This is a genomic window from Acinetobacter sp. T63, from assembly GCF_053852345.1.
The window spans coordinates 499,518-523,413 of the sequence record NZ_CM132659.1 but is presented as its reverse complement, the minus strand read 5'-3'; the positions used below and the strand labels follow the sequence as shown (position 1 = coordinate 523,413).

Below are 23,896 nucleotides of genomic sequence, written 5' to 3'. Positions count from 1 at the left end.
AAATACGTTTACGCAGTCAGCGCCGGTGATGGATTGACAAAACTTTCCCAAATTCCGACCTGCCCCGGTTTCAGGCTAGGAATATTGCCCAGTTTCATCCACGGCATATTTTCACCATGAAAATCGCTACCGACCGAGACTTTTAAGCCATGCTCGGCAATCATCCGGTCCACCATCTGCCGGGTAGAACTTGGATCAATCGCCGGCGGCAACTCGACGGCATCTCCACCAAATTTGGCAAAAATTTCAATCAGGTAACGGATATTGGTCGCCGACAGATCATAACGGGTCGGATGCGCCAGCACCGCAAAACCGCCACTGGCATGAATCACCTGAATAGTTTCCTCCAAGCCCAAGCCTTCAAATTTCACATAGGCTTTTTTGCCTTCTTTAATGTATTTATCAAAGGCCTGCTGCGGCCGGCTGACATAGCCTTTTTCCACCAGGGTTTTGGCAATATGGGTACGGGTCACCCGATCCGGCACATTATCTACCTTGGCAATCACATCGGCATAAATATCTTCACCAATCAGCGGAATCAGCAGCTCGCAAATCTGTTTGGAGCGCGCAGCACGAATATTTTTTTGCTGGGCCAGTAGTGCCGCCATCGGCGCCGGATTTTGCATATTCAAGGCCACAATATGCACAGCATAGCTTTTTTTGGTCGCCGGACGTGACCACTGGCTGGAAATTTCCACGCCAGATATGAGCTTAATCCCGTGATTTTTCGCTGCTTCCTGAGCCAGTGCAATTCCATCCATGCTGTCATGATCAGTCAATGCCAGCGTATGGATCGACAGTTCAGCTGCTGCTGCAATCAATTGCTGCGGACTTAAAGTTCCATCAGAAATATTGCTATGTGTATGTAAATCTACGCCGTGCATCTCTATACTATGACATTTATTTGATCAGATTTAGATACTCTAACATGAAAGCACTTTTAGACTTTGTGCCACTCATTATTTTCTTTTATTTATATAAAACTGTAGATCCAAAAGATACCCACCATCCTTTGCTGCAAATGATCGGCTCTGCGGGGGGTGTCGACAATAATAATATTCTTGTAGCCACCACCGGTCTGATCATTTCCATGTTAGTGGTGTATGGCGCATTATTTGTCTCTCAAAAATTCCGTTTGGACAAACAGCAGTGGATTGTGCTGTTTATGACCGTGATTTTTGGTGGTATTACCCTAATGCTGAGCGATGACTTCTATATTCGCCTAAAAGCTGTCTTGCTGAATCTGGTCTTTGCTGGCGCCTTCCTGCTGTCACCATGGTTCAGCAAAGATCGCAAGCCGTTAATCCAGCGTCTGTTTGGACCAGTGTTTAATTTAAGCGACAAAGGCTGGATGAAACTGAACTATGCCTGGGTCGGGATGTTTCTGCTAATGTCCTTCCTGCACGGCTTCTTTGCCTATATCTTTATGGGTGGAAAATACTGGGGAGAATTCACTGCTTTTGGTGACATGATTGTGATGTTTTCCTTTATCATTATTCAGTTTATTGTATTGCGTAAATACTTTAAAACTGCCGAATAAATCCTTCAGTCCGCTTGAGCGAGAATACCTTATGCCTTTATTTGTGGTGACCTGTACCGATAACGAAGGAACCGTCGAAAAACGTCTGGCCATTCGTCCGCAACATCTTGAACGTCTGCAACAGCTGGATGATGAAGGCCGTCTGATTGTCGCCGGTGCGATGCCGAAAGATCCGGCCAATCCGCAAGCGGGCTTTTATGGCAGTACCATTATTGTCGATTTTGATTCTCGTGAAGCCCTTGATGCCTGGCTGCAAGATGAGCCATTCCTGAAAGCAGGCGTCTATGGCCAGATTGAAGTCAAACCTTTTAATAAAGCATTTCCTAAAGGATAAGCTGCATGCGCGTTGTTGTCCCGAGTCTACTGGGTCTATCCTTCTTCTGTTCTACACTGTGGGCCGTTGAACCGGCTGCACCCGCTGCTGTAAATACCACGGCTCAAGTCACGCCAGCGGTCGCAACGCCAGCCAAACCGGCGATTATACCGGCTGTGGCCACCACCACAGCGCCGGCAACGGCCAACCAGCCGCTGACCGCTGAGCAGCTAGCCAAGAATAAAGCGGCACAGGAAGCTAAAATCAAGGCGCTGGTCAAAGATCAGGAAAGCCGCCTGCAACAGCTGGAAAAAGCCAATCTGGAAGCACTGGCGCAAAACCAGGAACTGCAGCTGAAAAATGACAATCTGGGTGTACAGGTTCAGGTCTTACAAAGTGAACGTAGCGCGCAGATGTTTCTTTACGGCGCTGCCACGCTGGCTGTCGGCGTATTGCTGGGCTTTTTGGTGGCCAGCTATGTGTATACCAAACGTCGCCGTCAGTGGTAATGTTCTGCTTCATTAAAGGTAATCTGGGTGTTGTCTAATCGCATTCAAACCGCCGATCTCGATTGGCAACATATTGAGGGCATTGATGTCCCGGTATCGAAACAGTTTGGGGATGTCTACTTTTCCAAGGACAATGGCCTGCTGGAAACCCGGCATGTGTTTTTAAACGGTAATGACCTGTCCGAGCGTCTGGCAGCCCTGCAAGATTATGAATATTTCTGTGTCGGAGAAACCGGCTTCGGCACCGGCCTGAATATTCTGGCCTTATGGCAACTGTGGCAACAGGTGCGTCCGAATAATCACAGCCATTTACATGCCATTTCGGTGGAGAAATTTCCGCTTTCCAAAGCCGATTTAATTCGCGCCTTAAATGCCTGGCCGGAACTAAAACCTCTGGCCGATCAGCTGATTGCCCAGTACCCATTACCACTGGCCGGCTGTCATCGCCTGTCGTTTCCGGAGCAGCGTTTTTCTATCGACCTTTGGCTCGGTGATGCGCACGTTGTCTTTCCGATGATGGCCAAAACCACACAGGTCAATGCCTGGTTTTTAGATGGCTTTGCTCCCTCCTGCAATCCGGATATGTGGGAAGAACAGGTGCTCAATCATATTATTCGCCTGTCAGATGTCGGCACTACCTTCGCTTCCTTTAGTGTAGCCGGGGTGTTAAAGCGAGGTTTAAGACAGCACGGGATTCATATTTCCCGGCCGCGCGGGTTTGGCCATAAACGCGAAATGCTAAAAGGCATCTGGTTAGCGCCAGAAGAACCGCTTAGCCCAGAACGGGAAACTGAACCAGCAACCTCAGTTCCTTCGACCTCTGTACAGCAACGGCATATTGCCATTATTGGTGCCGGTATTGCCGGTTTAAGTCTGGCTTGGGCTTTTGCTCAGCGTGGGCATCAAGTTTCTCTGTATGATCAAAGCGCGCCACTGGCGGGTGGCTCGGGCAATCCACTGGCCCTGCTCAATCCGAAGCTCTGTGCTATTGAACAGAGCCATACCCATTTAATGACCCTGGCCTGGCAACATGCCTTAAATCATTATGCAAAGTTTCAGGCCTTCCGCCCGATTCAGGTCAATCAGCTTGGGCTAAAAAATCCGGAACAGCTGCTGGCACTGGCCGATCAATATCCGCCAGGTATTCTGGAAAAAGATTTAGACGCACAGCTGCGATCAGAATTTCCTGCCCTGCGTCTGCTACAGGCTGGCGCGGTGTCGCCACATCAACTGTGTGCGGAGATTCTGGCGCATGAGCGGATTCAATATCAGCAGGCCAAAATCACCCAGATTCACCCGACAGATCGACCGGAACTGTTCAGTGATAACCAATCTCTGGGCCAGTTTGATCATGTCTTTGTCTGCACAGCCCGTGAATCTGGCCAGTTTTTTGAACATTATCCGCTGTTAAAACCGATTCGGGGTCAGGTCAGCTGGCTGAAGAATACCCAGCAACCGCTGCGTTTAGATAGCGCCTATAGTTATGGCGGTTACTGTATGCAGCTCGATGCAGAGCAGTTGATTTTAGGCGCGTCTTTTGATCCAGGTCGGGATGATGCCGAAGTCTTACGAGAAGATCATGAACATAATCTGGCGCTGATCCGTAGCGTCTTCCCCGACTATGCGGACACCCTGCCTGATCCACACAGCTGGCAAGGCCGTGCGTCAATCCGTGCGCAAAGTCAGGATTATTTCCCGCTGCTTGGAGCACTTGAAACCGGACAGCAAGTCTATAGCCTGACTGGACTCGGTTCCAAAGGTTTTCTGTTTGCACCGCTATGCAGTGAAATTCTGGCCGCACAGATTTTAAATGAGGCCTGCCCGGTGCCGATGCAGGTACTGGAGAAACTTAACATCCGCCGTTTTCAAAAGAAAGCCAAAGCCAAGAAACCGTATTTTAAGGCCTAAGCTAAAAACGTTGTATAGATCGAGAATGATGGCCCGGTTTAGTTTGAAAGATCAGGCTTAGTGTGGAAGTCGAGGAGAGCATTTATTTTCTTCATTTAAAATGCTTGATCATATGAGGGAATGTTCTGATCTTTTTAGTCAATGATCAACAAAAAAGCGCCTGACGGCGCTTTTTGCTTATTGCCCTTGAACCAAAGGCAAACCGGCATCACGTGCAGCACGGGTACCGCCCATCAGCACCACATATTCACGTGAGCTGTCCAGCTCTTCTAACAATTCAGCCGCGCGCGGCGCTTTGCTGCCACCGCCACATAAGATGTAAATCGGTTGATCCGCTGACACCTGAGTCAAGCTATCTGCTGACAAGTTGGCAATTGGCTGATTGACTGCGCCTTGAATATGCGCTTCAGCATAAGCACTTGCATCACGGACATCCCAGATGATTGCATTTTCTGGGAACTCAAATGTTGTAATTTCTTGCTTACGGATCATTGTGCACTCCTTTGATGTAAACAACACTTGGCAAATGAAGAAAACATCCCTAGCATCTCAGATATTCTTTCCATTTGTAAAGGTCTAAACTATGCCATCTTTCGATATTGTTTCAGAATTAGAAATTTTTGAAGTAAATCATGCAGTTCAGAATACTCAAAAAGAAATCGCAACACGTTTCGATTTCCGTGGTCAAGATGTTTCTATCGAACTGAATGAGAAAGCCAAAGAGATCAAAATCAAAACCGAAAGTGATTTCCAATGTGAGCAAGTATATACCATGCTGGAGAATCATTTTTATAAACGTAAGATTGATGTGCAGGCGCTAGACCCGCAAAAAGCCACGGCCTCAGGTAAAAACGTGATTCAGACGGTGAAGCTCAAAGATGGTCTTGACTCTGATACCGCGAAAAAAATTAATAAAGCCATTAAAGAAAGCGGTATTAAAGTGCAATCTTCTATTCAGGGCGACAAAATCCGTGTGACGGATAAAAAACGCGACACCTTGCAGCAAGTGATGGCGTTTTTAAAAGAACAGCAATTTGGCCTGCCACTGCAATTTAACAACTTCAAAGATTAAGCTCTTTGCTCCCGCATAGGAATCGATCATGGCACAAGCGAATCGTTTAGCAAAACTAGTCAAAGCGACAGCAAAATTTCCACAGGTGATTCGCACCACTTTGTGGAGCAAAGCCTTTGGCCGGATCGTGCCTATGGTGGGAACAGCCAAATTAAAATATCTTGAGGTCAGCCCGGCCAAAGTGGTGGTGAAAATTGACAATCATAAAGCCATGCAAAACCATATTGGCCAGGTACACGCCTGCGCCATGGCGCTGATTGCAGAAACTGCCACCGGCTTTGTCACCGGCATGAATGTGCCCGATCACTCGATTGTGTTAATTAAAAGCTTTAAAGTTGATTTTAAACGCCCGACCCAAGGCGCCATGACCGCAGTCGCAACGCTGAGTGCAGAACAGCAGCACTTGATGCAACACACCGAAAAAGGTGAAACGCTGGTTGCAGTCGAAGTGACCGATGAATCGGGTGAAGCACCAATTCAATGTGAAATGCTCTGGGCCTGGGTCAGTAAAGATCAGCTTAAAAAAGCCCGTTAACCCGCTTTAAACCATAAAAAAACCCCAGTTTCAGAACTGGGATTTTTGATCTTTGAGTGCACAAATTATACAGCTTGCGATTCCAGATACTTCTGCTTCACTTCCTCGGAAATCTGACGCTTGTTGCCTTTGACATCTACCGCGACAAAGGTAAAGACGCCTTCGGTAACGCGTTTTGCTGCACGTGAACTGTCATGGCTGTCCCAGACTTCAATCTGCATCTGAATTGAGGTATTGCCCAGTTTCAGGATTTTGGTATAGCAGCTGATCACATCACCCACTTTCACAGGCACCAGAAAGGTCATCTGGTTAATGGCAATGGTGGCACAGCGACCTTGGGTAAAACGCTCGGCATGAATTGCCCCGGCCAAATCCATCTGCGAAACAATCCAGCCCCCGAACACATCTCCACTCCAGTTGGTATCGGCAGGCATAGCAATGGTTTGAAGAGAGAGCGTCCCTTCCGGTTTTAGTTGAGAATCTGACACATTCGCTCCGGGCGTGATTAAGGATTTGAAGTTAAGTGCTGATCTAACCACTGTTTCAGTTCGGTCGATCTTAATGCGCCGCTTATTCTAGCAATTTCGGTGGTCTTATTCATCAACACCAGCGTGGGAATACTGCGCACATTAAAAGCACTGCTTAAACGCGGATTTTCTTCAGTATTAATTTTGGCAAAAATTACTTGCGGATATTGCGCCGCAACCTGGGCAAAATGCGGCGCCATCATCTTGCAGGGTCCACACCACTCTGCCCACAGGTCGATCAGGATTGGCAAATCACTGTGCTGGATAAACTGGCTAAAATTCTGCTCATTCAGGTCAATCGGTGCCAGTGGAATTAAAGCCTGATGACATTGTCCGCATGTTGGATGGGCAGTTAGCTTATCCTCCGGAACACGGTTTTTGGCACTACAGGCTGGACAGACAACAATCATTTAGCTTACTCCAATATGCTGATGTAGAAATTCTAATTGAGTCTTGACGGCTTTTTCAAAATATTGGCCATGATAAACATCAAAATGCTGCATATCCCATTCATGATATTGCACATAAGGCGCAATATTGGTGGCTGTTTCACGACTCGATTCAATCGGGATCAGGCTGTCGCGTTTGGCGGCAATAAACAGCACCGGAATATTAATCTGGCGCACATCCTGAATCGGCCGATAACGGATCAGATGAAACAGCGCCCGTGCCGGAATCTCGCCACTCCAGTAAAAATCTGGATGTAAAATCGACAGATAACCTTCATAACTATCCGCCGTCGGTAAGAAACACAGCCCTTTCGGATCAACTACCGGCAAGGTTTTTGGCATTAAGCCGACTTTAGCGCCCATATAATCCTGACTGGAAATTTTTAAGGCACGTGGCAGCTGCTGAATCGGATACAGCTTGGCACTGGCCGCACCATCCACAAATGGCACCTGCACCATCACCGCTTTTAAATGGTTTAACTGCGAAGCCAAAGTTAAAACATAGCCGCCACTTAGCGCTGTACCCCACAGGATAATCCGCCGCCCATCCACCGATTGCCGTTCCTGTACATGTGAAATCATGGTACGCCAGTCATCCAGCTGCCGCGACAACGACACCAGCTCCCGCGGACGCCCGGTACTGCCGCCCCAATAGCGATAATCAAACAGCACCACCGCATAACCGGCGCGGGCAAAGCGTTTGGCATATTGCACCAGCTTGAACTGACGCAGGCCGGCCAGACCATGCGCCATTAAAATCACGGCTGGTTTAGTGGAAGTTTTTGGCAGGTAAAAATCGGCAGCAATGACCTCCTGACCGCTTTTGACATAGAGAGGCTCGACAGTATAGGCATGCATGGCTGCTCCAGTGCGTTGTTTTATGGTTGTAATCGTTTATAAATATTTCAGAACAATCTGCGCGAAAATCTGGCTAGTGGTATTATAGAGCATAATATTCAGATATGGATGATGGAGTGGCATTATGAGTGAGCATGTTGGCTTTGCAGGTCAAATTGGCCCGGAACACGTAACCCAAGTGGTTGAAAAAGGCTTTAAATCAATTATTAACAACCGTCCAGACATGGAAGGTGGCCCGGAACAACCGACCAGCGCACAAATTGAAGATGCAGCGCGTAATGCAGGACTGGATTATGTCTATCAGCCGGTGGTAGCTGGACAAATCACCGAATTAGACGTCCGCACCTTTGCCAATCACTTTAATGAATTGCCAAAACCGGTTCTGATGTTCTGCCGTACCGGCAACCGCTCAAACAACTTATATCAACTGGCCAAACAAATGGACCTGTTAGATGACTAAGTCGTTGTGGATGGGGATGGTTTTGGCACTCTCAATGACCACGACCTCCCTATGCGTTGCTGCCAGTGATTTTAGCCGTGCGTTAAATGCTAATCTTAGTGTTTCTGGGCAAATGACACCTGAGAAATTTAAGACCTTGCTGCAAGATGGGTTTAAATCAGTGATTGTGAACCGCCCTGATCAGGAAGCAGGTAACACGGTGAAAGTGAATCAATTACGTGACATTGCCGAGAAATCCCGGGTTAGCGTGATTTATCAACCCGTAAGCAGCGGTGCAATTTCTCAGGCCGATGTGCAGGAGTTTGCGAAGTACTATAACGAACTGCCGAAACCGATTTTAATGGTCTGTCGTAGTGGTTCACGTTCGGCAGCCCTATTTAATCAGGCAAAAAATCAGGGGTTATTACATGAATAAAATCTGGATCATGCTGATTTGTGCATGTGTACTGGCAGGTTGTAGCTCTATGGATGTCCGCCCAACGGTGGGGGTGAGTGTGGGGACGACAATTTAATTAAGTTAACTCATGAAAGGCGCTATATGCGTCTTTTTTTCTATGGTATCTTTACATAATACAAATAAATCTTATACATAATTTTTTATTAGGGGAACTTTATGAACTTAGTTAAAGGCTCATTAATTTTAGCACTCTCAGGACTTATTAGTGCATGTGGTGGAGGGGGAAGTAAAGGCTATTATGATAGTGGCGCTACATCGAATGAATCTAATAATACCACTCCCCCACCAAGTACCTCTGTTGAAATTGCGACAAAACAACTTGAGATTCTAAAACGTGAAGGACAATTTTTATTTGGTAATTATGATGCAAATGATTTAAATACTACCAAAGGTTATATTGATCACTCACTAGATACTTTTGCACATGGGCCATTACAACTAACTCTGGCTATTAGAGATGTAAATCTTGCCAGTTTTCCTGAATTCTATCGTGAAAAATGTTTTGAAAAAAGTACCAGCGATTATCGTGCATGTTACTCATTCACAGGCGATCAAATTAAAACTTTATTACCAGCTTATAATGATTGGGACTTCGAAATTACCCGCGATGACCTAAAGAATATCCGCTTAGAAGATGATGGGATAACTCCGAATCTAGAAGCATACCAAGCCACCACACGTATTTTTATTTTTGAGAATGAGAATATAGATAAAAACTTACATGATGTGACAATCACAGGGGCTTTTGCATATCCATTCAAACAGAAATGGGTCGAACAAGAGCATCAAAAGCGCTTTGTATTAATTAATGAGTCGACTAGTGATTATAAAATTACTGTAACAACAACAGAAATAGACCCTGAAACGGACTTACCCGTTGAAAAAGAAGTTACTACAGGAGCTTTTAGCACTTATAAAGATTTGACGTCTTTAGATGGTGAGTTATTTATGTTTGAAAAAGGTTCTGGTTTTAATGTTCTTATAAATGACAATGCAAATGTTTCATTCGCCGAGCCTATATCCTTTATCTTCAACTCTACACCAGGTGATCTAAGTAGCTCATCGAGTTATCGTATTAAAAATAATGGTGAAAAAGAATTAAAGCTTGTTAATATTACAGCAATTGATGGCACTCGTGTTGAGAATGAAATACCTGAGCGTAATATACAATCTTTCACTGGCAACATCTCTTTAACTGGTAAAAATATTTTTAGCTTTAAAAATGAAACTAGTGGAACTTTGAATTTTGAACACATGATCAATAATATTACATTTAAGGGCACATCTACCAATAATAATGGAACTATTAGCACAACTTTAACCGAGCCAACTGGTATAAAATTTTAATGTAAGAAATTGCAATTAAACCCTCTAAATAGAGGGTTTTTTTATATATTCGATAGTATCTCTCTTTATTGAAATTGCTCCTATGTACGACATTATTATTATTGGTGCAGGCACAGCAGGAATCACTGCTTATCAAGAAGCCATCAAGCACACACAAAATATTCTTATTATTAATGACGGTTCCTGGGACACCACCTGTGCCCGAGTGGGCTGTATGCCCAGTAAAGTGCTGATTTCTGCTGCCCATCGCCTACACGATTTACACGAGGCAGATAAAGTCGGTCTCAACGTCAAAGCACAGGTTGATACCTCTCAGGTCATGCCGCATGTTCGCACTTTGCGTGACCATTTCACCCAGGCCACTTTAAAAGAAGTCGAAAGCTGGGATGCACAACACAAAATTCAAGGCAAGGCAGAGTTTATTGATGCTCAAACCGTACAGGTGAACCAACAGCAATATCAGGCCAAAGCCTTTATTCTGGCTGTCGGCTCTACCCCAACCTATGACGCTGAATGGAAGCAGCAGCTCGGTGAACGACTGATTACCTCAGATCAAATCTTTGAACTAGACGCCATCCCTAAATCTTTAGCCGTGATTGGCAGTGGTGTCATTGCACTGGAGCTGGCTCAAGCCATGCAAAGGTTGGGCTGTGATACGACAATATTCGCACGAAGCCGTCGTGTTGGTGCCCTAACCAGCCCTGATCTGCAACAACTCGCCCAAGAACTTCTCAGCAATGAATTAAAAATTAAGTTTGAAGTCTTACCGCAAAAAGTGGAAAAGGTAGGCAATCAGGTCAAGCTTGAGTTTAGCGAGCAAGGTCAAACGCAGCACCTTATGGTTGATTATGTATTGGTGGCCACCGGCCGTCGTAGTCATTTAGATTCGCTGAATCTACAACAGATTGACTCTCAATTTGGTAATCTTAAAGAGCTACCGATTGATCCACAAACCAAACAACTGGGAAATTACCCAATTTTTGTGGTTGGTGATGCACATACCTCTACCCCCATTCAGCATGAAGCAGCCCATGAAGGCCGAGGTGCAGTGCATAATTGCCTTAATTATCCAAAGCTCAAGAATTTAAAAGACTTAACATCGCTGAGTATTGTGTTCAGTCAACCGGAAATGGCAATTGCTGGCCAAAGCTATAAACAGCTTAAAAACAAGAACATCGACTTTGTGATTGGAAAAGTGTCTTATGAGCGCCAAGGTCGGGCGATGGTTCTGGCTAAAAATAAGGGTGCTGTTGAAATTTATATTGATAAACGTACACGCCAATTATTAGGTGCAGAACTCTTTGTAAAATCTGCCGAACATTTTGCCCATACTTTTGCTTGGCTGATTGATGAAGGGGTAACGTTAGATGAACTTCTTGCTAAGCCTTTCTATCATCCGACGCTTGAAGAAGGTTTAAGAACGGCTTTAAAACATGCTCGCCGACAGTTGAGAAATCAAGAGGAAGGTTAATCTTCTCTATTTTTCTCATTTCACTGTCATTTTGATTCTACTTATCTTTATTTCCCACACAAATTTCCCGCATAAAAAAATCCCCCTGCTGTTTAAGCTAGGGGGATTTTGAATTAATGAGCTGGCGATGACTTACTCTCACATGGGTAACCCCACACTACCATCAGCGCTAAGAGGTTTCACTTCTGAGTTCGGGAAGGGATCAGGTGGTTCACTCTTGCTATTGTCGCCAGCACAACTGTTATGGACTTGTTCGGGTCTTAGTTACTTTGCTTAAGCTTGATGCTTTTGCATGTAATGCCTTACTTTGTTCCAAATGAGTTATTAACGGATTGGCTATTGGGTCTGAATTTTATTGTGTCGCATTAACTAAATCAAGGATTAGTTTAGAATTCAGCTTGATACAACAACTGTTTGGGTGTTGTATAGTCAAGCCTCACGAGCAATTAGTATTGGTCAGCTTCACATATCGCTATGCTTCCACACCCAACCTATCAACGTCCTAGTCTCGAACGGCTCTTTAGAGGAATAAATTCCTAGGGAAATCTTATCTTGAGGTAGGCTTCCCGCTTAGATGCTTTCAGCGGTTATCCCTTCCGAACATAGCTACCCGGCGATGCGACTGGCGTCACAACCGGTACACCAGAGGTTCGTCCACTCTGGTCCTCTCGTACTAGGAGCAGATCCTCTCAAATTTCCAGCGCCCACGGTAGATAGGGACCGAACTGTCTCACGACGTTCTAAACCCAGCTCGCGTACCTCTTTAAATGGCGAACAGCCATACCCTTGGGACCTGCTTCAGCCCCAGGATGAGATGAGCCGACATCGAGGTGCCAAACACCGCCGTCGATATGAACTCTTGGGCGGTATCAGCCTGTTATCCCCAGAGTACCTTTTATCCGTTGAGCGATGGCCCTTCCATACAGAACCACCGGATCACTAAGACCTACTTTCGTACCTGCTCGACTTGTGGGTCTCGCAGTTAAGCGCGCTTTTGCCTTTATACTCTACGCGTGATTTCCGACCACGCTGAGCGCACCTTCGTACTCCTCCGTTACTCTTTAGGAGGAGACCGCCCCAGTCAAACTACCCACCAGACATGGTCCTCGTCCCGGATCACGGGACAGAGTTAGAACCTCAACATTACCAGGGTGGTATTTCAAGGACGGCTCCATTGGAACTGGCGTTCCAACTTCAAAGCCTCCCACCTATCCTACACAAGTAAGGTCAAAGTTCAATGTCAAGCTGCAGTAAAGGTTCACGGGGTCTTTCCGTCTAGCCGCGGGTACACTGCATCTTCACAGCGATTTCGATTTCACTGAGCCTCTGCTGGAGACAGCGCCGCCATCATTATGCCATTCGTGCAGGTCGGAACTTACCCGACAAGGAATTTCGCTACCTTAGGACCGTTATAGTTACGGCCGCCGTTTACTGGGGCTTCGATCAAGAGCTTCGCTTACGCTAACCCCATCAATTAACCTTCCAGCACCGGGCAGGCATCACACCCTATACGTCCACTTTCGTGTTTGCAGAGTGCTATGTTTTTAATAAACAGTTGCAGCGGCCTGGTTTCTGCGGCTGTCAACCGCTCAGGGAGCAAGTCCCATCACCGTCAACAGCGTACCTTCTCCCGAAGTTACGGTACCATTTTGCCTAGTTCCTTCAGCAGAGTTCTCTCAAGCGCTTTGGTCTACTCGACCTGACCACCTGTGTCGGTTTCGGGTACGATTCCAGTGTAACTGAAGCTTAGAGACTTTTCCTGGAAGCATGGTATCAGCCACTTCGCTAGTAAACTAGCTTGCTATCAGCTCTCAGCATAGAGCACCCCGGATTTGCCTAAGATGCATGCCTACAGCCTTCCACCTGGACAACCAACGCCAGGCTGACTTAACCTTCTCCGTCCTCTCATCGCATTACACTGAAGTATTGGAATATTAACCAATTTCCCATCGACTACGCCTCTCGGCCTCGCCTTAGGGGTCGACTCACCCAGCCCCGATTAACGTTGGACTGGAACCCTTGGTCTTTCAGCGAACGGGTTTTTCACCCGTTTTGTCGTTACTCACGTCAGCATTCGCACTTCTGATACCTCCAGCAGACTTCTCAATCCACCTTCATCGGCTTACAGAACGCTCCCCTACCACGTATACAATGTATACATCCGCAGCTTCGGCACATAGTTTTAGCCCCGTTACATCTTCCGCGCAGGCCGACTCGACTAGTGAGCTATTACGCTTTCTTTAAAGGGTGGCTGCTTCTAAGCCAACCTCCTAGCTGTCTATGCCTTCCCACATCGTTTCCCACTTAACTATGATTTTGGGGCCTTAGCTGGCGGTCTGGATTGTTTTCCTCTTGACTACGGACGTTAGCACCCGCAGTCTGTCTCCCGGATAGTACTCATCGGTATTCGGAGTTTGCATCGGTTTGGTAAGTCGGGATGACCCCCTAGCCGAAACAGTGCTCTACCCCCAATGGTATTCGTCCGAGGCGCTACCTAAATAGCTTTCGGGGAGAACCAGCTATCACCAGGCTTGATTAGCCTTTCACCCCTATCCACAAGTCATCCCCTGGCTTTTCAACGACAGTGGGTTCGGTCCTCCAGTTAGTGTTACCCAACCTTCAACCTGCTCATGGATAGATCGCCTGGTTTCGGGTCTACACCCAGCAACTATACGCCCTATTAAGACTCGGTTTCCCTACGGCTCCCCTATACGGTTAACCTTGCTACTGAATGTAAGTCGCTGACCCATTATACAAAAGGTACGCAGTCACCGAACAAGTCGGCTCCCACTGCTTGTATGCATGCGGTTTCAGGATCTATTTCACTCCCCTCACAGGGGTTCTTTTCGCCTTTCCCTCACGGTACTGGTTCACTATCGGTCAGTCAGGAGTATTTAGCCTTGGAGGATGGTCCCCCCATATTCAGACAAGGTTTCACGTGCCTCGCCCTACTCGTCATCATTATGTGTGCCCTTTCGTGTACAGGACTATCACCCACTATGGTTGCACTTCCCAGAGCATTCCACTAAAACACACATAACTTAATGGGCTGTTCCCCTTTCGCTCGCCGCTACTGAGGGAATCTCAATTGATTTCTTTTCCTAAGGGTACTGAGATGTTTCACTTCCCCTCGTTCGCCTCAATACACTATGTATTCATGTATTGATACCTACCTTATGGTAAGTGGGTTTCCCCATTCAGATATCTCCGGATCAAAGGATATTTGCCGCCTCCCCGGAGCTTTTCGCAGGCTATCACGTCTTTCTTCGCCTCTGACTGCCAAGGCATCCACCACATGCACTTAATTACTTGACTATACAACCCCAAACAGTCGTTAATCCCTACAAGTAGGATTAAGACAATTAAATAGACAATCAATTATCTATTTAATCTACAGTTCGAAGTCCCGTGCACTTAAGCACCGTACAGCTTCAATCTAAATTCATATACCAAAACGCTTGATTCAGTTAATTTGCTAGTTCTCAATTCAATCTACGTTCATCAACCCGTCATAACAACGCGTTAACGTATATTGATTGAGTGAACAATTTATTTCAGACTCAATTTTGCCAATCTGTTAATGATTCACTGCATCCTCGTCGGACTGCAGTCAACTGTGATAAATCACAGAGATTAATAAGCATAAACTTACTAAGCTCTATAATCTATGGTGGAGACTAGGAGAGTCGAACTCCTGACCTCCTGCGTGCAAAGCAGGCGCTCTACCAACTAAGCTAAGTCCCCAGCTTATCATTTAAGTCAATGTTCTGATTTCTATTCGCTCTGCAATTGCTTGCTTGTCGTTAGTGGTGGGTCTGACAAGACTTGAACTTGTGACCCCACGCTTATCAAGCGTGTGCTCTAACCAACTGAGCTACAGACCCTCAGATACATCGTCATGAAGAACAACTTGTTGTGGATTCTTACCAATCGTCAATCTTTCGTTAAGGAGGTGATCCAGCCGCAGGTTCCCCTACGGCTACCTTGTTACGACTTCACCCCAGTCATCGGCCACACCGTGGTAAGCGTCCTCCCTAAGGTTAGACTACCTACTTCTGGTGCAACAAACTCCCATGGTGTGACGGGCGGTGTGTACAAGGCCCGGGAACGTATTCACCGCGGCATTCTGATCCGCGATTACTAGCGATTCCGACTTCATGGAGTCGAGTTGCAGACTCCAATCCGGACTACGATCGGCTTTTTGAGATTAGCATCACATCGCTGTGTAGCAACCCTTTGTACCGACCATTGTAGCACGTGTGTAGCCCTGGCCGTAAGGGCCATGATGACTTGACGTCGTCCCCGCCTTCCTCCAGTTTGTCACTGGCAGTATCCTTAAAGTTCCCATCCGAAATGCTGGCAAGTAAGGAAAAGGGTTGCGCTCGTTGCGGGACTTAACCCAACATCTCACGACACGAGCTGACGACAGCCATGCAGCACCTGTATCAGAGTTCCCGAAGGCACCAATCCATCTCTGGAAAGTTCTCTGTATGTCAAGGCCAGGTAAGGTTCTTCGCGTTGCATCGAATTAAACCACATGCTCCACCGCTTGTGCGGGCCCCCGTCAATTCATTTGAGTTTTAGTCTTGCGACCGTACTCCCCAGGCGGTCTACTTATCGCGTTAGCTGCGCCACTAAAGCCTCAAAGGCCCCAACGGCTAGTAGACATCGTTTACGGCATGGACTACCAGGGTATCTAATCCTGTTTGCTCCCCATGCTTTCGCACCTCAGTGTCAGTATTAGGCCAGATGGCTGCCTTCGCCATCGGTATTCCTCCAGATCTCTACGCATTTCACCGCTACACCTGGAATTCTACCATCCTCTCCCATACTCTAGCTAACCAGTATCGAATGCAATTCCCAAGTTAAGCTCGGGGATTTCACATTTGACTTAATTAGCCACCTACGCGCGCTTTACGCCCAGTAAATCCGATTAACGCTCGCACCCTCTGTATTACCGCGGCTGCTGGCACAGAGTTAGCCGGTGCTTATTCTGCGAGTAACGTCCACGCATCTAGGGTATTAGCCTAGAGCGCCTCCTCCTCGCTTAAAGTGCTTTACAACCAAAAGGCCTTCTTCACACACGCGGCATGGCTGGATCAGGGTTCCCCCCATTGTCCAATATTCCCCACTGCTGCCTCCCGTAGGAGTCTGGGCCGTGTCTCAGTCCCAGTGTGGCGGATCATCCTCTCAGACCCGCTACAGATCGTCGCCTTGGTAGGCCTTTACCCCACCAACTAGCTAATCCGACTTAGGCTCATCTATTAGCGCAAGGTCCGAAGATCCCCTGCTTTCCCCCGTAGGGCGTATGCGGTATTAGCATCCCTTTCGGAATGTTGTCCCCCACTAATAGGCAGATTCCTAAGCATTACTCACCCGTCCGCCGCTAAGCTAAGGTGCAAGCACCCTCGCTCCGCTCGACTTGCATGTGTTAAGCCTGCCGCCAGCGTTCAATCTGAGCCATGATCAAACTCTTCAGTTAAAATCATTTCGAGTTTTATAAGTAAAACTCTTAAACTTGGCTCATCAATTTTCTGACTTAAATTTCGCTCAAATAAACTTCGAGTAATTTAAACCAATCAATTAATGAAAATATATTCGATTAATCAACCAGTAAAAATCCACACAAGTTGTTCTTCATAATCTCTTAATGATCTTCTCGATGCTTCGTCAGCATCAAGCTAGGTCGGCTATATTACTCTCTATTTTTAGAAAGTCAACATGCAATGTTGATTTTATTTCTAAACTTACCACCTAAACCAGAACTCAACCATTTTAGCTAAATCCTTGTTTATCAACAAGTTTTTATCAACATCACCGCCGATGGATGTGCATTATAGAGCAAATAAAACCTGACGCAACCCCTATTTTTAATTATTTTGGGAAATACGACACAACTGTTTATTTATTCAGCAAAAAATACACTTATTTTTCTTTTTTCACTAAAAATGGGACCGGATTGGCCAAATGATCACCTAATTTTTCTGCCTGATTTTTTTCCTGCCATTTTAAGGCGCGACAATCAATATATTCACAATAGCCGCCTTCGCCCTGTTCTTCGACATCATTTATTTTGACCTGATAATGAAAACTGCCGACATAACCTGCAGCCAAGCCAAATTTAAAATCCCCGCGGCTTTGTGCCTGAATATGGATACGCGTGCCATCTGCACCGCTGTAACACCATTCAAATTCACGCGGCAGATACATGCTTTGCCGGTTTGGAGTCATCACCGCCGGATAAACCCGGTGCACTTTAAAATATACGCCTTCATCAAACAGCTGGCTTTGGCCACCGCTCAGGTCACGCAAATACATCCGCGACTGCAAAATCCGGTTAAAGCGGTCCCGCACTTGGGCCAGTAATAACTGCCGTTGTTGCTGCAGATTAATCACCTGATAAGTAAAAAAGGCTAAAGGTAGATAAGGAAAATTAATGGCTCGCGCATATTCAAAGCTGCCGAGTTGCTGGATCTGATAATGTTGCTGTTTATATTGAAGCTGTCCACTGCATTCACACAGCAAAGACCAGTGATCGGCCAGCCCCATGCGTAGCTTGGCAAAATAGGAAATCACCGGGGTAGTACGAATCTTCAGATCAAAACTGAGTTCAGAATCCAGACGTTGGACCCGAAACTCCGGAAAATGTCCTTCCAGCTGTTCCCGGCCACCAAACTGAAACAGTGCCGGCTTGAAATAACATTCTTTTTCCACTGAATAACTGCTGAGCTGCCCCACCATATGTGGACTGGAACTGACCAGTACCGTAGCAGTATCCAGCGGATGGGTTTGAATCGCGCTGTCATTACGCAGCATCGGGGCATTTGGCTGCCCAATCAGGCTCAGGAAATTAAGATAATGTAAGGGCGCGGGCAAATTGGGAATCATCAGCCCTTGATGAATAATTTTATATTTCTGGTTCGGGGCGTGAAAAGGCAGCTGCTCAAGCTTGAGTTGATGTGGAGCTTGATTCAGTTGTTTGGATCGATCGAGAAAATCTTGAAACATCTGCATAGCAAGCTCCTGGGTGTCATCTTGTTATGATTCGGCGGTTTTTCTCGCCATATAAGTGGTCACAAAACCTGATAATGCATAGATGATAGAAATCACCAGAATACCGACCGGAATATTATAGGTCATGGCCGCCAGTACAAAAACTGCTATCGGCAGCACAATAAACGGCACCCGCTTACGGTCCAATGTCTTAAAGGAATAATATTTAATATTGGAAATCATCAGCAAGCCAACCGCCACAATAATCACGGCGTTGATGATCTGAATACCAAAGTCCTGAATATTATAAATTTCAGGAAAATCGCGGCCGACCCAGACCAGCGACACCAGCATTAAAGCCGCCAATGGACTGGCTACACCAATAAAATAACGCTTATCAACCACGCCAATCTGCACGTTAAAACGCGCCAGACGGAAAGCCGCACAGGCGGTATAGACAAAACAGCAGGCCAAGCCAATCCGGCCCAGATCATTCAGGCTCCAGCTATACATTAAAATTGCCGGGGCCACACCAAAGGCCAGCATATCGGACAAGGAGTCAAACTGCTCACCAAACGGACTTTGCGCACCAATGGCACGCGCAACACGACCATCTAAACCATCAAACAAGGCCGCCAGGAAAATGGCATAAATGGCCTGGCTATATTCGCCATTCATGCTGGCAATAATTGAATAAAAGCCCGACAGTAAAGCCGCGGTGGTAATGAGATTAGGCCACAGGTAGATGCCACGGCGTTTGACCTTTTGCCCCTCGCGGGTACGTTCCTCTTCCACCACTTCAAATGTGATTCCATCGTAATCATGTTCACGCGTCACGGAATCACCCTCGGGCTTCGGTGTGTTTATCATTATTTTATGTCCTAACTCTAACCTAATCTCTGTTGTGGCTGCTTGGCTTATTCGCCAACCAGCCAGCGTACTGCGGCATGTCCACCATTGTCCTGCATGCGTAAATGCGGGAATAACCATTGTAAGGCTTCATCTGCATCTTCAGAGAATTTCCAAGGTGGATTGATCACCAGTAAACCACAGCCATTCAAGCCAACCGGGGTATCATCTGGCCAGACACAGATTTCGCAAACCAGCTGACGGCGAATGCCCGATTTGTACATTTTCTTTTCAAAACGTTCAATCATGGCGCGGTCTTTAATTGGATACCACACCGCAAACACGCCTGTTGGCCATTTTTTATAGGCCGCTACCAGCAGTTCTACCAGCTGCGGGAAGTCTTTACGTTCCAGCTCATAAGGCGGGTCAATCATGACCAGACCGCGTTTTTCTTTCGGTGGAATCACCCCAAGCAGACCTTCGTAAGCATCACGTTCATGCAAGCCAGCACGACGGTCACGGATATTGCTGCGCAATTGCTGAAAAACATCACGCTGCATTTCAAACACCGTGGCTTTATCCATCTCACGCATGCCTTGTAAGGCAAACCATGGTGAACCCGGATAAGCACCCTTGCCATCCGTCTCGCGCATCTGCTCGACCAGATTCAGATACTGCTTCACGCCTTCCGGTGCATTGCGGATAATCGAGTCATCCAGTTTGACCAGACGGTGAATACCATTTAAGAACTCACCCGACTTCTGTGCAGGTGCTAAAGATAAGTCGTATTTGCCTGCACCGCCATGTGTATCAATATAGCGATAAGGTTTATCTTTGGCATTTAAACGTGTCAGTAACTGAAGCAAAAGCACATGCTTCATGACATCGGCAAAGTTGCCTGCATGGAAATGGTGACGGTAATTCATGTTTCTTTAATTCCTGAAATCAACCGGTATTTTAGCATGAAAAAAAGTTTCATTCAGAGGCTTATCTTGCTCTAAAATAGTTCCCCCGCTTTTTTTATCCTTGTTCGAGTTTTGCCTATGCAAACACATTCTCTACCACCATCCTGGAATCTGGCACAGATATTTAATGATCTGGATCAATCCGGTTATGCCCTGATTGATGATGCCTATCCACAGGATTATGTACAAGCTTTGGTAGCAGAATGTACCGCACATTTGAATGAGTTTCGTAACGCAGCCATTCAAAACGGTGTGGTCAGCCAGATTCGCAGTGATCATATCTTATGGCTGGATTCAAGCCTGCCGGTTGCCGAGCAGCATACCCAAACCTTAATGGCGCTGGCCGAGCAATTAAATCGTGCCTTTTTTCTGGGCATTAAGGAAGTCGAAGCCCATTTTGCCTGTTATAACGCCGGCGAATTTTATGCCCTGCACCGCGATAATCCGCAAGGTAAAAATGGCCGGATGATTTCCTGCGTCTTTTATCTGCATGAACAGTGGCAGGCCGATTGGGGCGGTGAATTACGCTTGCAGGACAAACAGGGCGAATGGCAGATCATTGCGCCACAGCCCAACCGGATGGCCTTATTCCAAAGTGATTTGCTGCATGAAGTGCTGCTCTCCAAACAGCAGCGCCTTTCGATTACTGCCTGGCTGCGTAGTGATCCACAGTTGTGGTGATCCTTTAAATCCTGGCAAGTGGCCTCATATAAACCGTATTGTGAACTGAGGATTGTGCCGATGCGTGATACCACCCAACCGATTATTCAGCGTATCGGTGAAACTGACCAGCTCTATTTACAGGGCAACACCCCGGAACTGGCGCTGGAACGTGCTTCATTACGCCTAGAACTGGTGATGCTGAGTCAGGTCCGTCAGGAACAGACCTATTTCCTGCAAGAAGCGATTGTGCTGCTGGAGCAAGGCCGGGTTGAATTTGAGGAAATGCCGCTGTCCTTATATTTAAATCTGTCCTTAACCCTGGCCAAGGCCTATATGCTGTATTTTGAAATCAGCCAGGAAACCCGCTTTGCCTTAATTACCCAGCAGATTCTAAAACCGCTGACCAATTATAATCATGGCGATATTTACCTGTTCCTGGCCTATGCCAGCGCAGCGAAAAAAGAAAATGCACTGACTCAGCATTGGCTGACCAAATACCGTAAAACAGCCGAGTTTGATGCCGATGTACTACGTGAACATACTGCCTTTGAACACTGTCATGGTCAAAGCTGGTTTGTGCAGCTGATTCAGCCGCGTTTACACTAAAGCTCAGCACGAAAAAAATATTTAACAACAAAAATGCCTCATTGATTGAGGCATTTTTTATGGACTACAGAAACGCTTGAATCTTCAGGCAGGATTAAGCGGTTTGGGCTTTATAGGCATCCATATGTAATTGTTGATTCAATTCATCGACCCAGATCGCCCAGTCATCATCCTGGACCAGATGACTGATTAATAAAGCACGCTGGGATTTATTCCAGAACGGCGCATCATGCAAAGAAATATGGGAAGGCAGTTGATGGGTACGTACATAAAGTTCAATGGCCGCCGGACTATTGGCTAAACCAAGTTGAGAAAATAATAGAGCTAAGGATGGTGTGTTGTGATTGAGCATCTCGCCCTCCTTATATATCAGATAAATTGTAGTTATTTATCCATCTAACTTATAAGATAAAGCAAAAAAAACCTAGTCTTTGCGACCAGGTTTGTTGTTTCAATTTGTGATTAAAGTTCGCAAGAGCCGGAAAGCTTATGTTCGGTATGTAATTGCTCGTTTAAGACATCAATCACGATGGCCCATTCATCATCACTTTTCCAGTGACTGATAATGAAATCGTGCTGGGCCTTGCTCCAGAATGCGGCTTTATGTAGGGGAATATCGGAAGTTAATTGATGGCTTTCAATAAATTGATCAATGGCTTCTGAACTGGACTCTAGACCCAGCTGCTCAAATAACAGTTCTAATGTGGGTTGCTGATCAAACATGGCGCCCTCCTCAGCATTTTTTTACTGTATTGTAGCTTTACGTTATAAGAATTCTGCACCAAAGCACAGCCTTGTGACTGCGCTTGTTGTATTTTTTTGTACCAAAGCATGTAAGGCGGATGAGCCTGATTGAACTGGCTCCGGCTTATTGCGCCAGCTTGTCGCTTTCAACGTGTAGTAACTGGTTTAATTTGTCGATAATCACAATCCACTCATCATCCTGATGCCAGTGTTCGCGTAAAAAGGCGCTTTGTCCCTCACTCCAGAATCCGGCATCGGGCAAGGTCACTTCTGCCGGCAATTGATGGGCACGCACAAATTGCTCAATAGATGCTTCGTCTGCGGCTAAACCCAGTTGTTCAAATAATAATTCTAAGGTCGGCTGTTGTTCGAGTACCATGGAATGACTCCGTATTTTTCTAGGCGAAGTCCATAAACTAGCAAATCCGGAACAGCATTAGGGCTACAGGCCGATGTATTCTTGTTATGTTTTGTGAGGTTTGTCATGGCGCTGATCAATACAACAATCCATACAGCTGCATAAAAAAGCACCCCAAATGGAGTGCTTTTTCTAACTTAGTTCAACACTAAATTATTTCACCATGTCAGCAATTGCTGCACGTTCTTCTTCAAGCTCGTTTAGCGTGAAGTTGATACGCTCACGGCTGAATTCGTCGATTTCAAGACCTTGAACGATCTTGTATTCGCCATTTTCGCAAGTTACAGGGAAACCGAACATTACGCCTTCAGGGATACCGTAAGAACCATCAGAAGGAATACCCATGGTTACCCATTCGCCGTTTGTGCCAAGCGCCCAGTCACGCATATGGTCGATTGCAGCGTTTGCAGCAGAAGCAGCAGAAGACAGACCACGCGCTTCGATGATTGCAGCACCACGTTTACCAACAGTTGGAAGGAATACGTCTTTGTTCCATTCAGCATCGTTGATTTTGTCTTTCAAGCTTTCGCCGTTTACGTTCGCAAAACGGTAGTCAGCATACATTGTTGGAGAGTGGTTACCCCAAACTGTCATGTTTTTGATGTCAGAAACTGCAACACCAGCTTTTTGAGCAAGTTGAGTCAACGCACGGTTGTGGTCAAGACGTAACATTGCTGTGAAGTTCTTCGCTGGAAGATCTGGAGCAGATTTCATTGCGATGTAAGCATTCGTGTTCGCAGGGTTACCTACAACAAGAACTTTAACGTCACGGCTCGCAACTTCGTTCAGCGCTTGACCTTGACCGATGAAGATTTCACCGTTGACTTTAAGAAGGTCAGCACGTTCCATACCTGGACCACGTGGACGTGAACCAACTAAAAGTGCATAGTCAGCATCTTTGAATGCAACTTTAGGATCATCAGTACCGATCATGCCAGCCAATAATGGGAAAGCACAGTCGTCAAGTTCCATCATTACGCCTTTCAGCGCTTGTTGAGCTTTCTCAACAGGAATTTCTAATAATTGAAGAATAACTGGTTGGTCTTTACCCAACATTTCACCGCTAGCGATACGGAATAATAGGCTGTAACCAATTTGACCAGCAGCGCCAGTAACGGCAACGCGAACAGGTTGCTTCATGTAATTATCTCCAGTTGAGAGGATAGTTAATGCGATTAAATAGCTGTTCTATCTAATCTTAATAATCATAAA

24 protein-coding genes, 2 tRNA genes and 3 rRNA genes are annotated in these 23,896 nt (G+C 46.2%); 12 read left to right on the top strand and 17 right to left on the bottom strand.

The features are described from left to right. Positions 1-8: 8 nt before the first annotated feature. Entirely contained in the window at positions 9-884 is an 876-nt protein-coding gene (locus ACVLR6_RS02485) for a PHP domain-containing protein (RefSeq protein ID WP_104499394.1), read from the bottom strand. A 44-nt stretch (positions 885-928) separates the two neighbouring features. On the opposite strand from ACVLR6_RS02485, the gene ACVLR6_RS02480 reads away from it, so the two are divergent. From ACVLR6_RS02480 to mnmC, 4 genes are read left to right on the top strand one after another with little or no spacing between them, the layout of a single operon-like run. Then, on the top strand, positions 929-1,540 hold the full coding sequence (locus ACVLR6_RS02480; protein WP_005182273.1) for a septation protein IspZ: 612 nt from the start codon (positions 929-931) through the stop codon (positions 1,538-1,540). Between the two features lie 31 nt (positions 1,541-1,571). Then, on the top strand, positions 1,572-1,874 hold the full coding sequence (locus tag ACVLR6_RS02475; protein ID WP_005182271.1) for a YciI family protein: 303 nt from the start codon (positions 1,572-1,574) through the stop codon (positions 1,872-1,874). Positions 1,875-1,879: 5 nt separating this feature from the next. Next, entirely contained in the window at positions 1,880-2,362 is a 483-nt protein-coding gene (locus ACVLR6_RS02470; protein WP_160243539.1) for a hypothetical protein, read from the top strand. Positions 2,363-2,392: 30 nt separating this feature from the next. After that, entirely contained in the window at positions 2,393-4,270 is a 1,878-nt protein-coding gene (gene mnmC, locus ACVLR6_RS02465; RefSeq protein ID WP_455995775.1) for an FAD-dependent 5-carboxymethylaminomethyl-2-thiouridine(34) oxidoreductase MnmC, read from the top strand. 177 nt (positions 4,271-4,447) lie between these two features. Here mnmC and ACVLR6_RS02460 read toward each other — a convergent pair whose 3' ends face one another. Beyond that, on the bottom strand, positions 4,448-4,762 hold the full coding sequence (locus ACVLR6_RS02460; RefSeq protein ID WP_005182260.1) for a rhodanese-like domain-containing protein: 315 nt from the start codon (positions 4,760-4,762) through the stop codon (positions 4,448-4,450). 91 nt (positions 4,763-4,853) lie between these two features. Between ACVLR6_RS02460 and ACVLR6_RS02455 the strand changes: the two genes are divergently transcribed. After that, entirely contained in the window at positions 4,854-5,342 is a 489-nt protein-coding gene (locus tag ACVLR6_RS02455; protein ID WP_005182257.1) for a YajQ family cyclic di-GMP-binding protein, read from the top strand. A 28-nt stretch (positions 5,343-5,370) separates the two neighbouring features. After that, positions 5,371-5,877 (top strand): DUF4442 domain-containing protein, encoded by a 507-nt coding sequence (locus ACVLR6_RS02450; RefSeq protein WP_075168314.1) that lies wholly within the window; start codon positions 5,371-5,373, stop codon positions 5,875-5,877. 65 nt (positions 5,878-5,942) lie between these two features. Here ACVLR6_RS02450 and ACVLR6_RS02445 read toward each other — a convergent pair whose 3' ends face one another. From ACVLR6_RS02445 to ACVLR6_RS02435, 3 genes are all read right to left on the bottom strand, one after another. Further along, positions 5,943-6,311 carry an acyl-CoA thioesterase gene (locus ACVLR6_RS02445; RefSeq protein ID WP_171525181.1) on the bottom strand — a complete coding sequence of 123 codons (369 nt, stop codon included), beginning with the start codon at positions 6,309-6,311 and terminating at the stop codon, positions 5,943-5,945. A 71-nt stretch (positions 6,312-6,382) separates the two neighbouring features. Further along, positions 6,383-6,814, bottom strand: coding sequence for a thioredoxin TrxC (gene trxC, locus ACVLR6_RS02440; RefSeq protein ID WP_016659552.1), 432 nt, complete (start codon positions 6,812-6,814; stop codon positions 6,383-6,385). Then, entirely contained in the window at positions 6,815-7,711 is an 897-nt protein-coding gene (locus ACVLR6_RS02435; protein ID WP_005182237.1) for an alpha/beta hydrolase, read from the bottom strand. Between the two features lie 124 nt (positions 7,712-7,835). On the opposite strand from ACVLR6_RS02435, the gene ACVLR6_RS02430 reads away from it, so the two are divergent. The 4 genes from ACVLR6_RS02430 to ACVLR6_RS02415 all read left to right on the top strand — a co-directional run bounded on the left by ACVLR6_RS02430 (position 7,836) and on the right by ACVLR6_RS02415 (position 11,446). Then, positions 7,836-8,171 carry a TIGR01244 family sulfur transferase gene (locus ACVLR6_RS02430; protein WP_005182227.1) on the top strand — a complete coding sequence of 112 codons (336 nt, stop codon included), beginning with the start codon at positions 7,836-7,838 and terminating at the stop codon, positions 8,169-8,171. Continuing rightward, positions 8,164-8,586: a beta-lactamase hydrolase domain-containing protein gene (locus ACVLR6_RS02425; protein ID WP_045796347.1), complete on the top strand. Its 423-nt coding sequence runs from the start codon at positions 8,164-8,166 to the stop codon at positions 8,584-8,586. Before ACVLR6_RS02430 ends, ACVLR6_RS02425 begins: the two co-directional genes overlap by 8 nt. 198 nt (positions 8,587-8,784) lie before the next feature. Beyond that, positions 8,785-9,975: a hypothetical protein gene (locus ACVLR6_RS02420; RefSeq protein WP_075168317.1), complete on the top strand. Its 1,191-nt coding sequence runs from the start codon at positions 8,785-8,787 to the stop codon at positions 9,973-9,975. Positions 9,976-10,057: 82 nt separating this feature from the next. Further along, complete coding sequence (locus ACVLR6_RS02415) at positions 10,058-11,446, top strand: dihydrolipoyl dehydrogenase (protein WP_160243541.1); 1,389 nt, start codon at positions 10,058-10,060, stop codon at positions 11,444-11,446. A gap of 119 nt (positions 11,447-11,565) precedes the next feature. Here the strand turns inward: ACVLR6_RS02415 and rrf are convergent. The 8 genes from rrf to ACVLR6_RS02375 all read right to left on the bottom strand — a co-directional run bounded on the left by rrf (position 11,566) and on the right by ACVLR6_RS02375 (position 20,214). Further along, positions 11,566-11,680 (bottom strand): 5S ribosomal RNA (gene rrf, locus ACVLR6_RS02410). Between the two features lie 191 nt (positions 11,681-11,871). Continuing rightward, positions 11,872-14,761, bottom strand: a 23S ribosomal RNA gene (locus ACVLR6_RS02405). 353 nt (positions 14,762-15,114) lie between these two features. Continuing rightward, positions 15,115-15,190 (bottom strand) — tRNA-Ala (locus tag ACVLR6_RS02400). Between the two features lie 63 nt (positions 15,191-15,253). After that, positions 15,254-15,330 (bottom strand) — tRNA-Ile (locus ACVLR6_RS02395). A gap of 61 nt (positions 15,331-15,391) precedes the next feature. Beyond that, positions 15,392-16,928, bottom strand: a 16S ribosomal RNA gene (locus ACVLR6_RS02390). Together the 16S, 23S and 5S rRNA genes with 2 tRNA genes alongside form the textbook arrangement of a ribosomal RNA operon. Before the next feature lie 443 nt (positions 16,929-17,371). Next, positions 17,372-18,460, bottom strand: a complete 1,089-nt coding sequence (locus ACVLR6_RS02385; RefSeq protein ID WP_005182214.1) for a DUF6670 family protein — start codon at positions 18,458-18,460, stop codon at positions 17,372-17,374. A 24-nt stretch (positions 18,461-18,484) separates the two neighbouring features. Continuing rightward, positions 18,485-19,309, bottom strand: coding sequence for a CDP-diacylglycerol--serine O-phosphatidyltransferase (gene pssA, locus ACVLR6_RS02380; RefSeq protein ID WP_075168287.1), 825 nt, complete (start codon positions 19,307-19,309; stop codon positions 18,485-18,487). Between the two features lie 47 nt (positions 19,310-19,356). Then, entirely contained in the window at positions 19,357-20,214 is an 858-nt protein-coding gene (locus tag ACVLR6_RS02375) for a 23S rRNA (adenine(2030)-N(6))-methyltransferase RlmJ (protein ID WP_005182209.1), read from the bottom strand. A gap of 117 nt (positions 20,215-20,331) precedes the next feature. Here ACVLR6_RS02375 and ACVLR6_RS02370 point away from each other — a divergent pair, with 117 nt between their 5' ends. Together ACVLR6_RS02370 and ACVLR6_RS02365 are read left to right on the top strand one after the other, a co-directional pair. Beyond that, a complete protein-coding gene (locus ACVLR6_RS02370; protein ID WP_005182206.1) occupies positions 20,332-20,934 on the top strand; it encodes a 2OG-Fe(II) oxygenase in 603 nt (200 codons plus the stop codon). Between the two features lie 60 nt (positions 20,935-20,994). Next, positions 20,995-21,522 carry a hypothetical protein gene (locus ACVLR6_RS02365; RefSeq protein WP_005182203.1) on the top strand — a complete coding sequence of 176 codons (528 nt, stop codon included), beginning with the start codon at positions 20,995-20,997 and terminating at the stop codon, positions 21,520-21,522. A gap of 94 nt (positions 21,523-21,616) precedes the next feature. Here the strand turns inward: ACVLR6_RS02365 and ACVLR6_RS02360 are convergent, their stop codons facing one another. From ACVLR6_RS02360 to ACVLR6_RS02345, 4 genes are all read right to left on the bottom strand, one after another. Further along, the gene (locus tag ACVLR6_RS02360) at positions 21,617-21,874 is read right to left on the bottom strand and encodes a DUF2789 family protein (protein WP_005182199.1); all 258 of its coding nucleotides are present in this window, start codon (positions 21,872-21,874) and stop codon (positions 21,617-21,619) included. A gap of 110 nt (positions 21,875-21,984) precedes the next feature. After that, a complete protein-coding gene (locus ACVLR6_RS02355) occupies positions 21,985-22,245 on the bottom strand; it encodes a DUF2789 family protein (RefSeq protein WP_005182196.1) in 261 nt (86 codons plus the stop codon). 145 nt (positions 22,246-22,390) lie between these two features. Then, a complete protein-coding gene (locus tag ACVLR6_RS02350) occupies positions 22,391-22,645 on the bottom strand; it encodes a DUF2789 family protein (protein ID WP_005182193.1) in 255 nt (84 codons plus the stop codon). 192 nt (positions 22,646-22,837) lie between these two features. Further along, positions 22,838-23,824: a malate dehydrogenase gene (locus ACVLR6_RS02345; protein ID WP_005182191.1), complete on the bottom strand. Its 987-nt coding sequence runs from the start codon at positions 23,822-23,824 to the stop codon at positions 22,838-22,840. Between the last annotated feature and the right edge of the window lie 72 nt (positions 23,825-23,896).

Bases quoted from the DNA above. Each gene is read 5' to 3' on its own strand.
- ACVLR6_RS02445 (WP_171525181.1), bottom strand. From the start codon at position 6,311: ATGCCTGCCGATACCAACTGGAGTGGAGATGTGTTCGGGGGCTGGATT.
- ACVLR6_RS02435 (WP_005182237.1), bottom strand. From the start codon at position 7,711: ATGCATGCCTATACTGTCGAGCCTCTCTATGTCAAAAGCGGTCAGGAG.
- ACVLR6_RS02415 (WP_160243541.1), top strand. From the start codon at position 10,058: ATGTACGACATTATTATTATTGGTGCAGGCACAGCAGGAATCACTGCT.
- ACVLR6_RS02460 (WP_005182260.1), bottom strand. From the start codon at position 4,762: ATGATCCGTAAGCAAGAAATTACAACATTTGAGTTCCCAGAAAATGCA.
- ACVLR6_RS02455 (WP_005182257.1), top strand. From the start codon at position 4,854: ATGCCATCTTTCGATATTGTTTCAGAATTAGAAATTTTTGAAGTAAAT.
- ACVLR6_RS02370 (WP_005182206.1), top strand. From the start codon at position 20,332: ATGCAAACACATTCTCTACCACCATCCTGGAATCTGGCACAGATATTT.
- trxC (WP_016659552.1), bottom strand. From the start codon at position 6,814: ATGATTGTTGTCTGTCCAGCCTGTAGTGCCAAAAACCGTGTTCCGGAG.
- ACVLR6_RS02385 (WP_005182214.1), bottom strand. From the start codon at position 18,460: ATGCAGATGTTTCAAGATTTTCTCGATCGATCCAAACAACTGAATCAA.
- ACVLR6_RS02485 (WP_104499394.1), bottom strand. From the start codon at position 884: ATGCACGGCGTAGATTTACATACACATAGCAATATTTCTGATGGAACT.
- ACVLR6_RS02355 (WP_005182196.1), bottom strand. From the start codon at position 22,245: ATGTTTGATCAGCAACCCACATTAGAACTGTTATTTGAGCAGCTGGGT.
- ACVLR6_RS02450 (WP_075168314.1), top strand. From the start codon at position 5,371: ATGGCACAAGCGAATCGTTTAGCAAAACTAGTCAAAGCGACAGCAAAA.
- ACVLR6_RS02350 (WP_005182193.1), bottom strand. From the start codon at position 22,645: ATGGTACTCGAACAACAGCCGACCTTAGAATTATTATTTGAACAACTG.
- ACVLR6_RS02475 (WP_005182271.1), top strand. From the start codon at position 1,572: ATGCCTTTATTTGTGGTGACCTGTACCGATAACGAAGGAACCGTCGAA.
- ACVLR6_RS02365 (WP_005182203.1), top strand. From the start codon at position 20,995: ATGCGTGATACCACCCAACCGATTATTCAGCGTATCGGTGAAACTGAC.
- ACVLR6_RS02425 (WP_045796347.1), top strand. From the start codon at position 8,164: ATGACTAAGTCGTTGTGGATGGGGATGGTTTTGGCACTCTCAATGACC.
- ACVLR6_RS02470 (WP_160243539.1), top strand. From the start codon at position 1,880: ATGCGCGTTGTTGTCCCGAGTCTACTGGGTCTATCCTTCTTCTGTTCT.
- ACVLR6_RS02360 (WP_005182199.1), bottom strand. From the start codon at position 21,874: ATGCTCAATCACAACACACCATCCTTAGCTCTATTATTTTCTCAACTT.
- ACVLR6_RS02375 (WP_005182209.1), bottom strand. From the start codon at position 20,214: ATGAATTACCGTCACCATTTCCATGCAGGCAACTTTGCCGATGTCATG.
- ACVLR6_RS02345 (WP_005182191.1), bottom strand. From the start codon at position 23,824: ATGAAGCAACCTGTTCGCGTTGCCGTTACTGGCGCTGCTGGTCAAATT.
- pssA (WP_075168287.1), bottom strand. From the start codon at position 19,309: ATGATAAACACACCGAAGCCCGAGGGTGATTCCGTGACGCGTGAACAT.
- ACVLR6_RS02480 (WP_005182273.1), top strand. From the start codon at position 929: ATGAAAGCACTTTTAGACTTTGTGCCACTCATTATTTTCTTTTATTTA.
- ACVLR6_RS02430 (WP_005182227.1), top strand. From the start codon at position 7,836: ATGAGTGAGCATGTTGGCTTTGCAGGTCAAATTGGCCCGGAACACGTA.
- ACVLR6_RS02420 (WP_075168317.1), top strand. From the start codon at position 8,785: ATGAACTTAGTTAAAGGCTCATTAATTTTAGCACTCTCAGGACTTATT.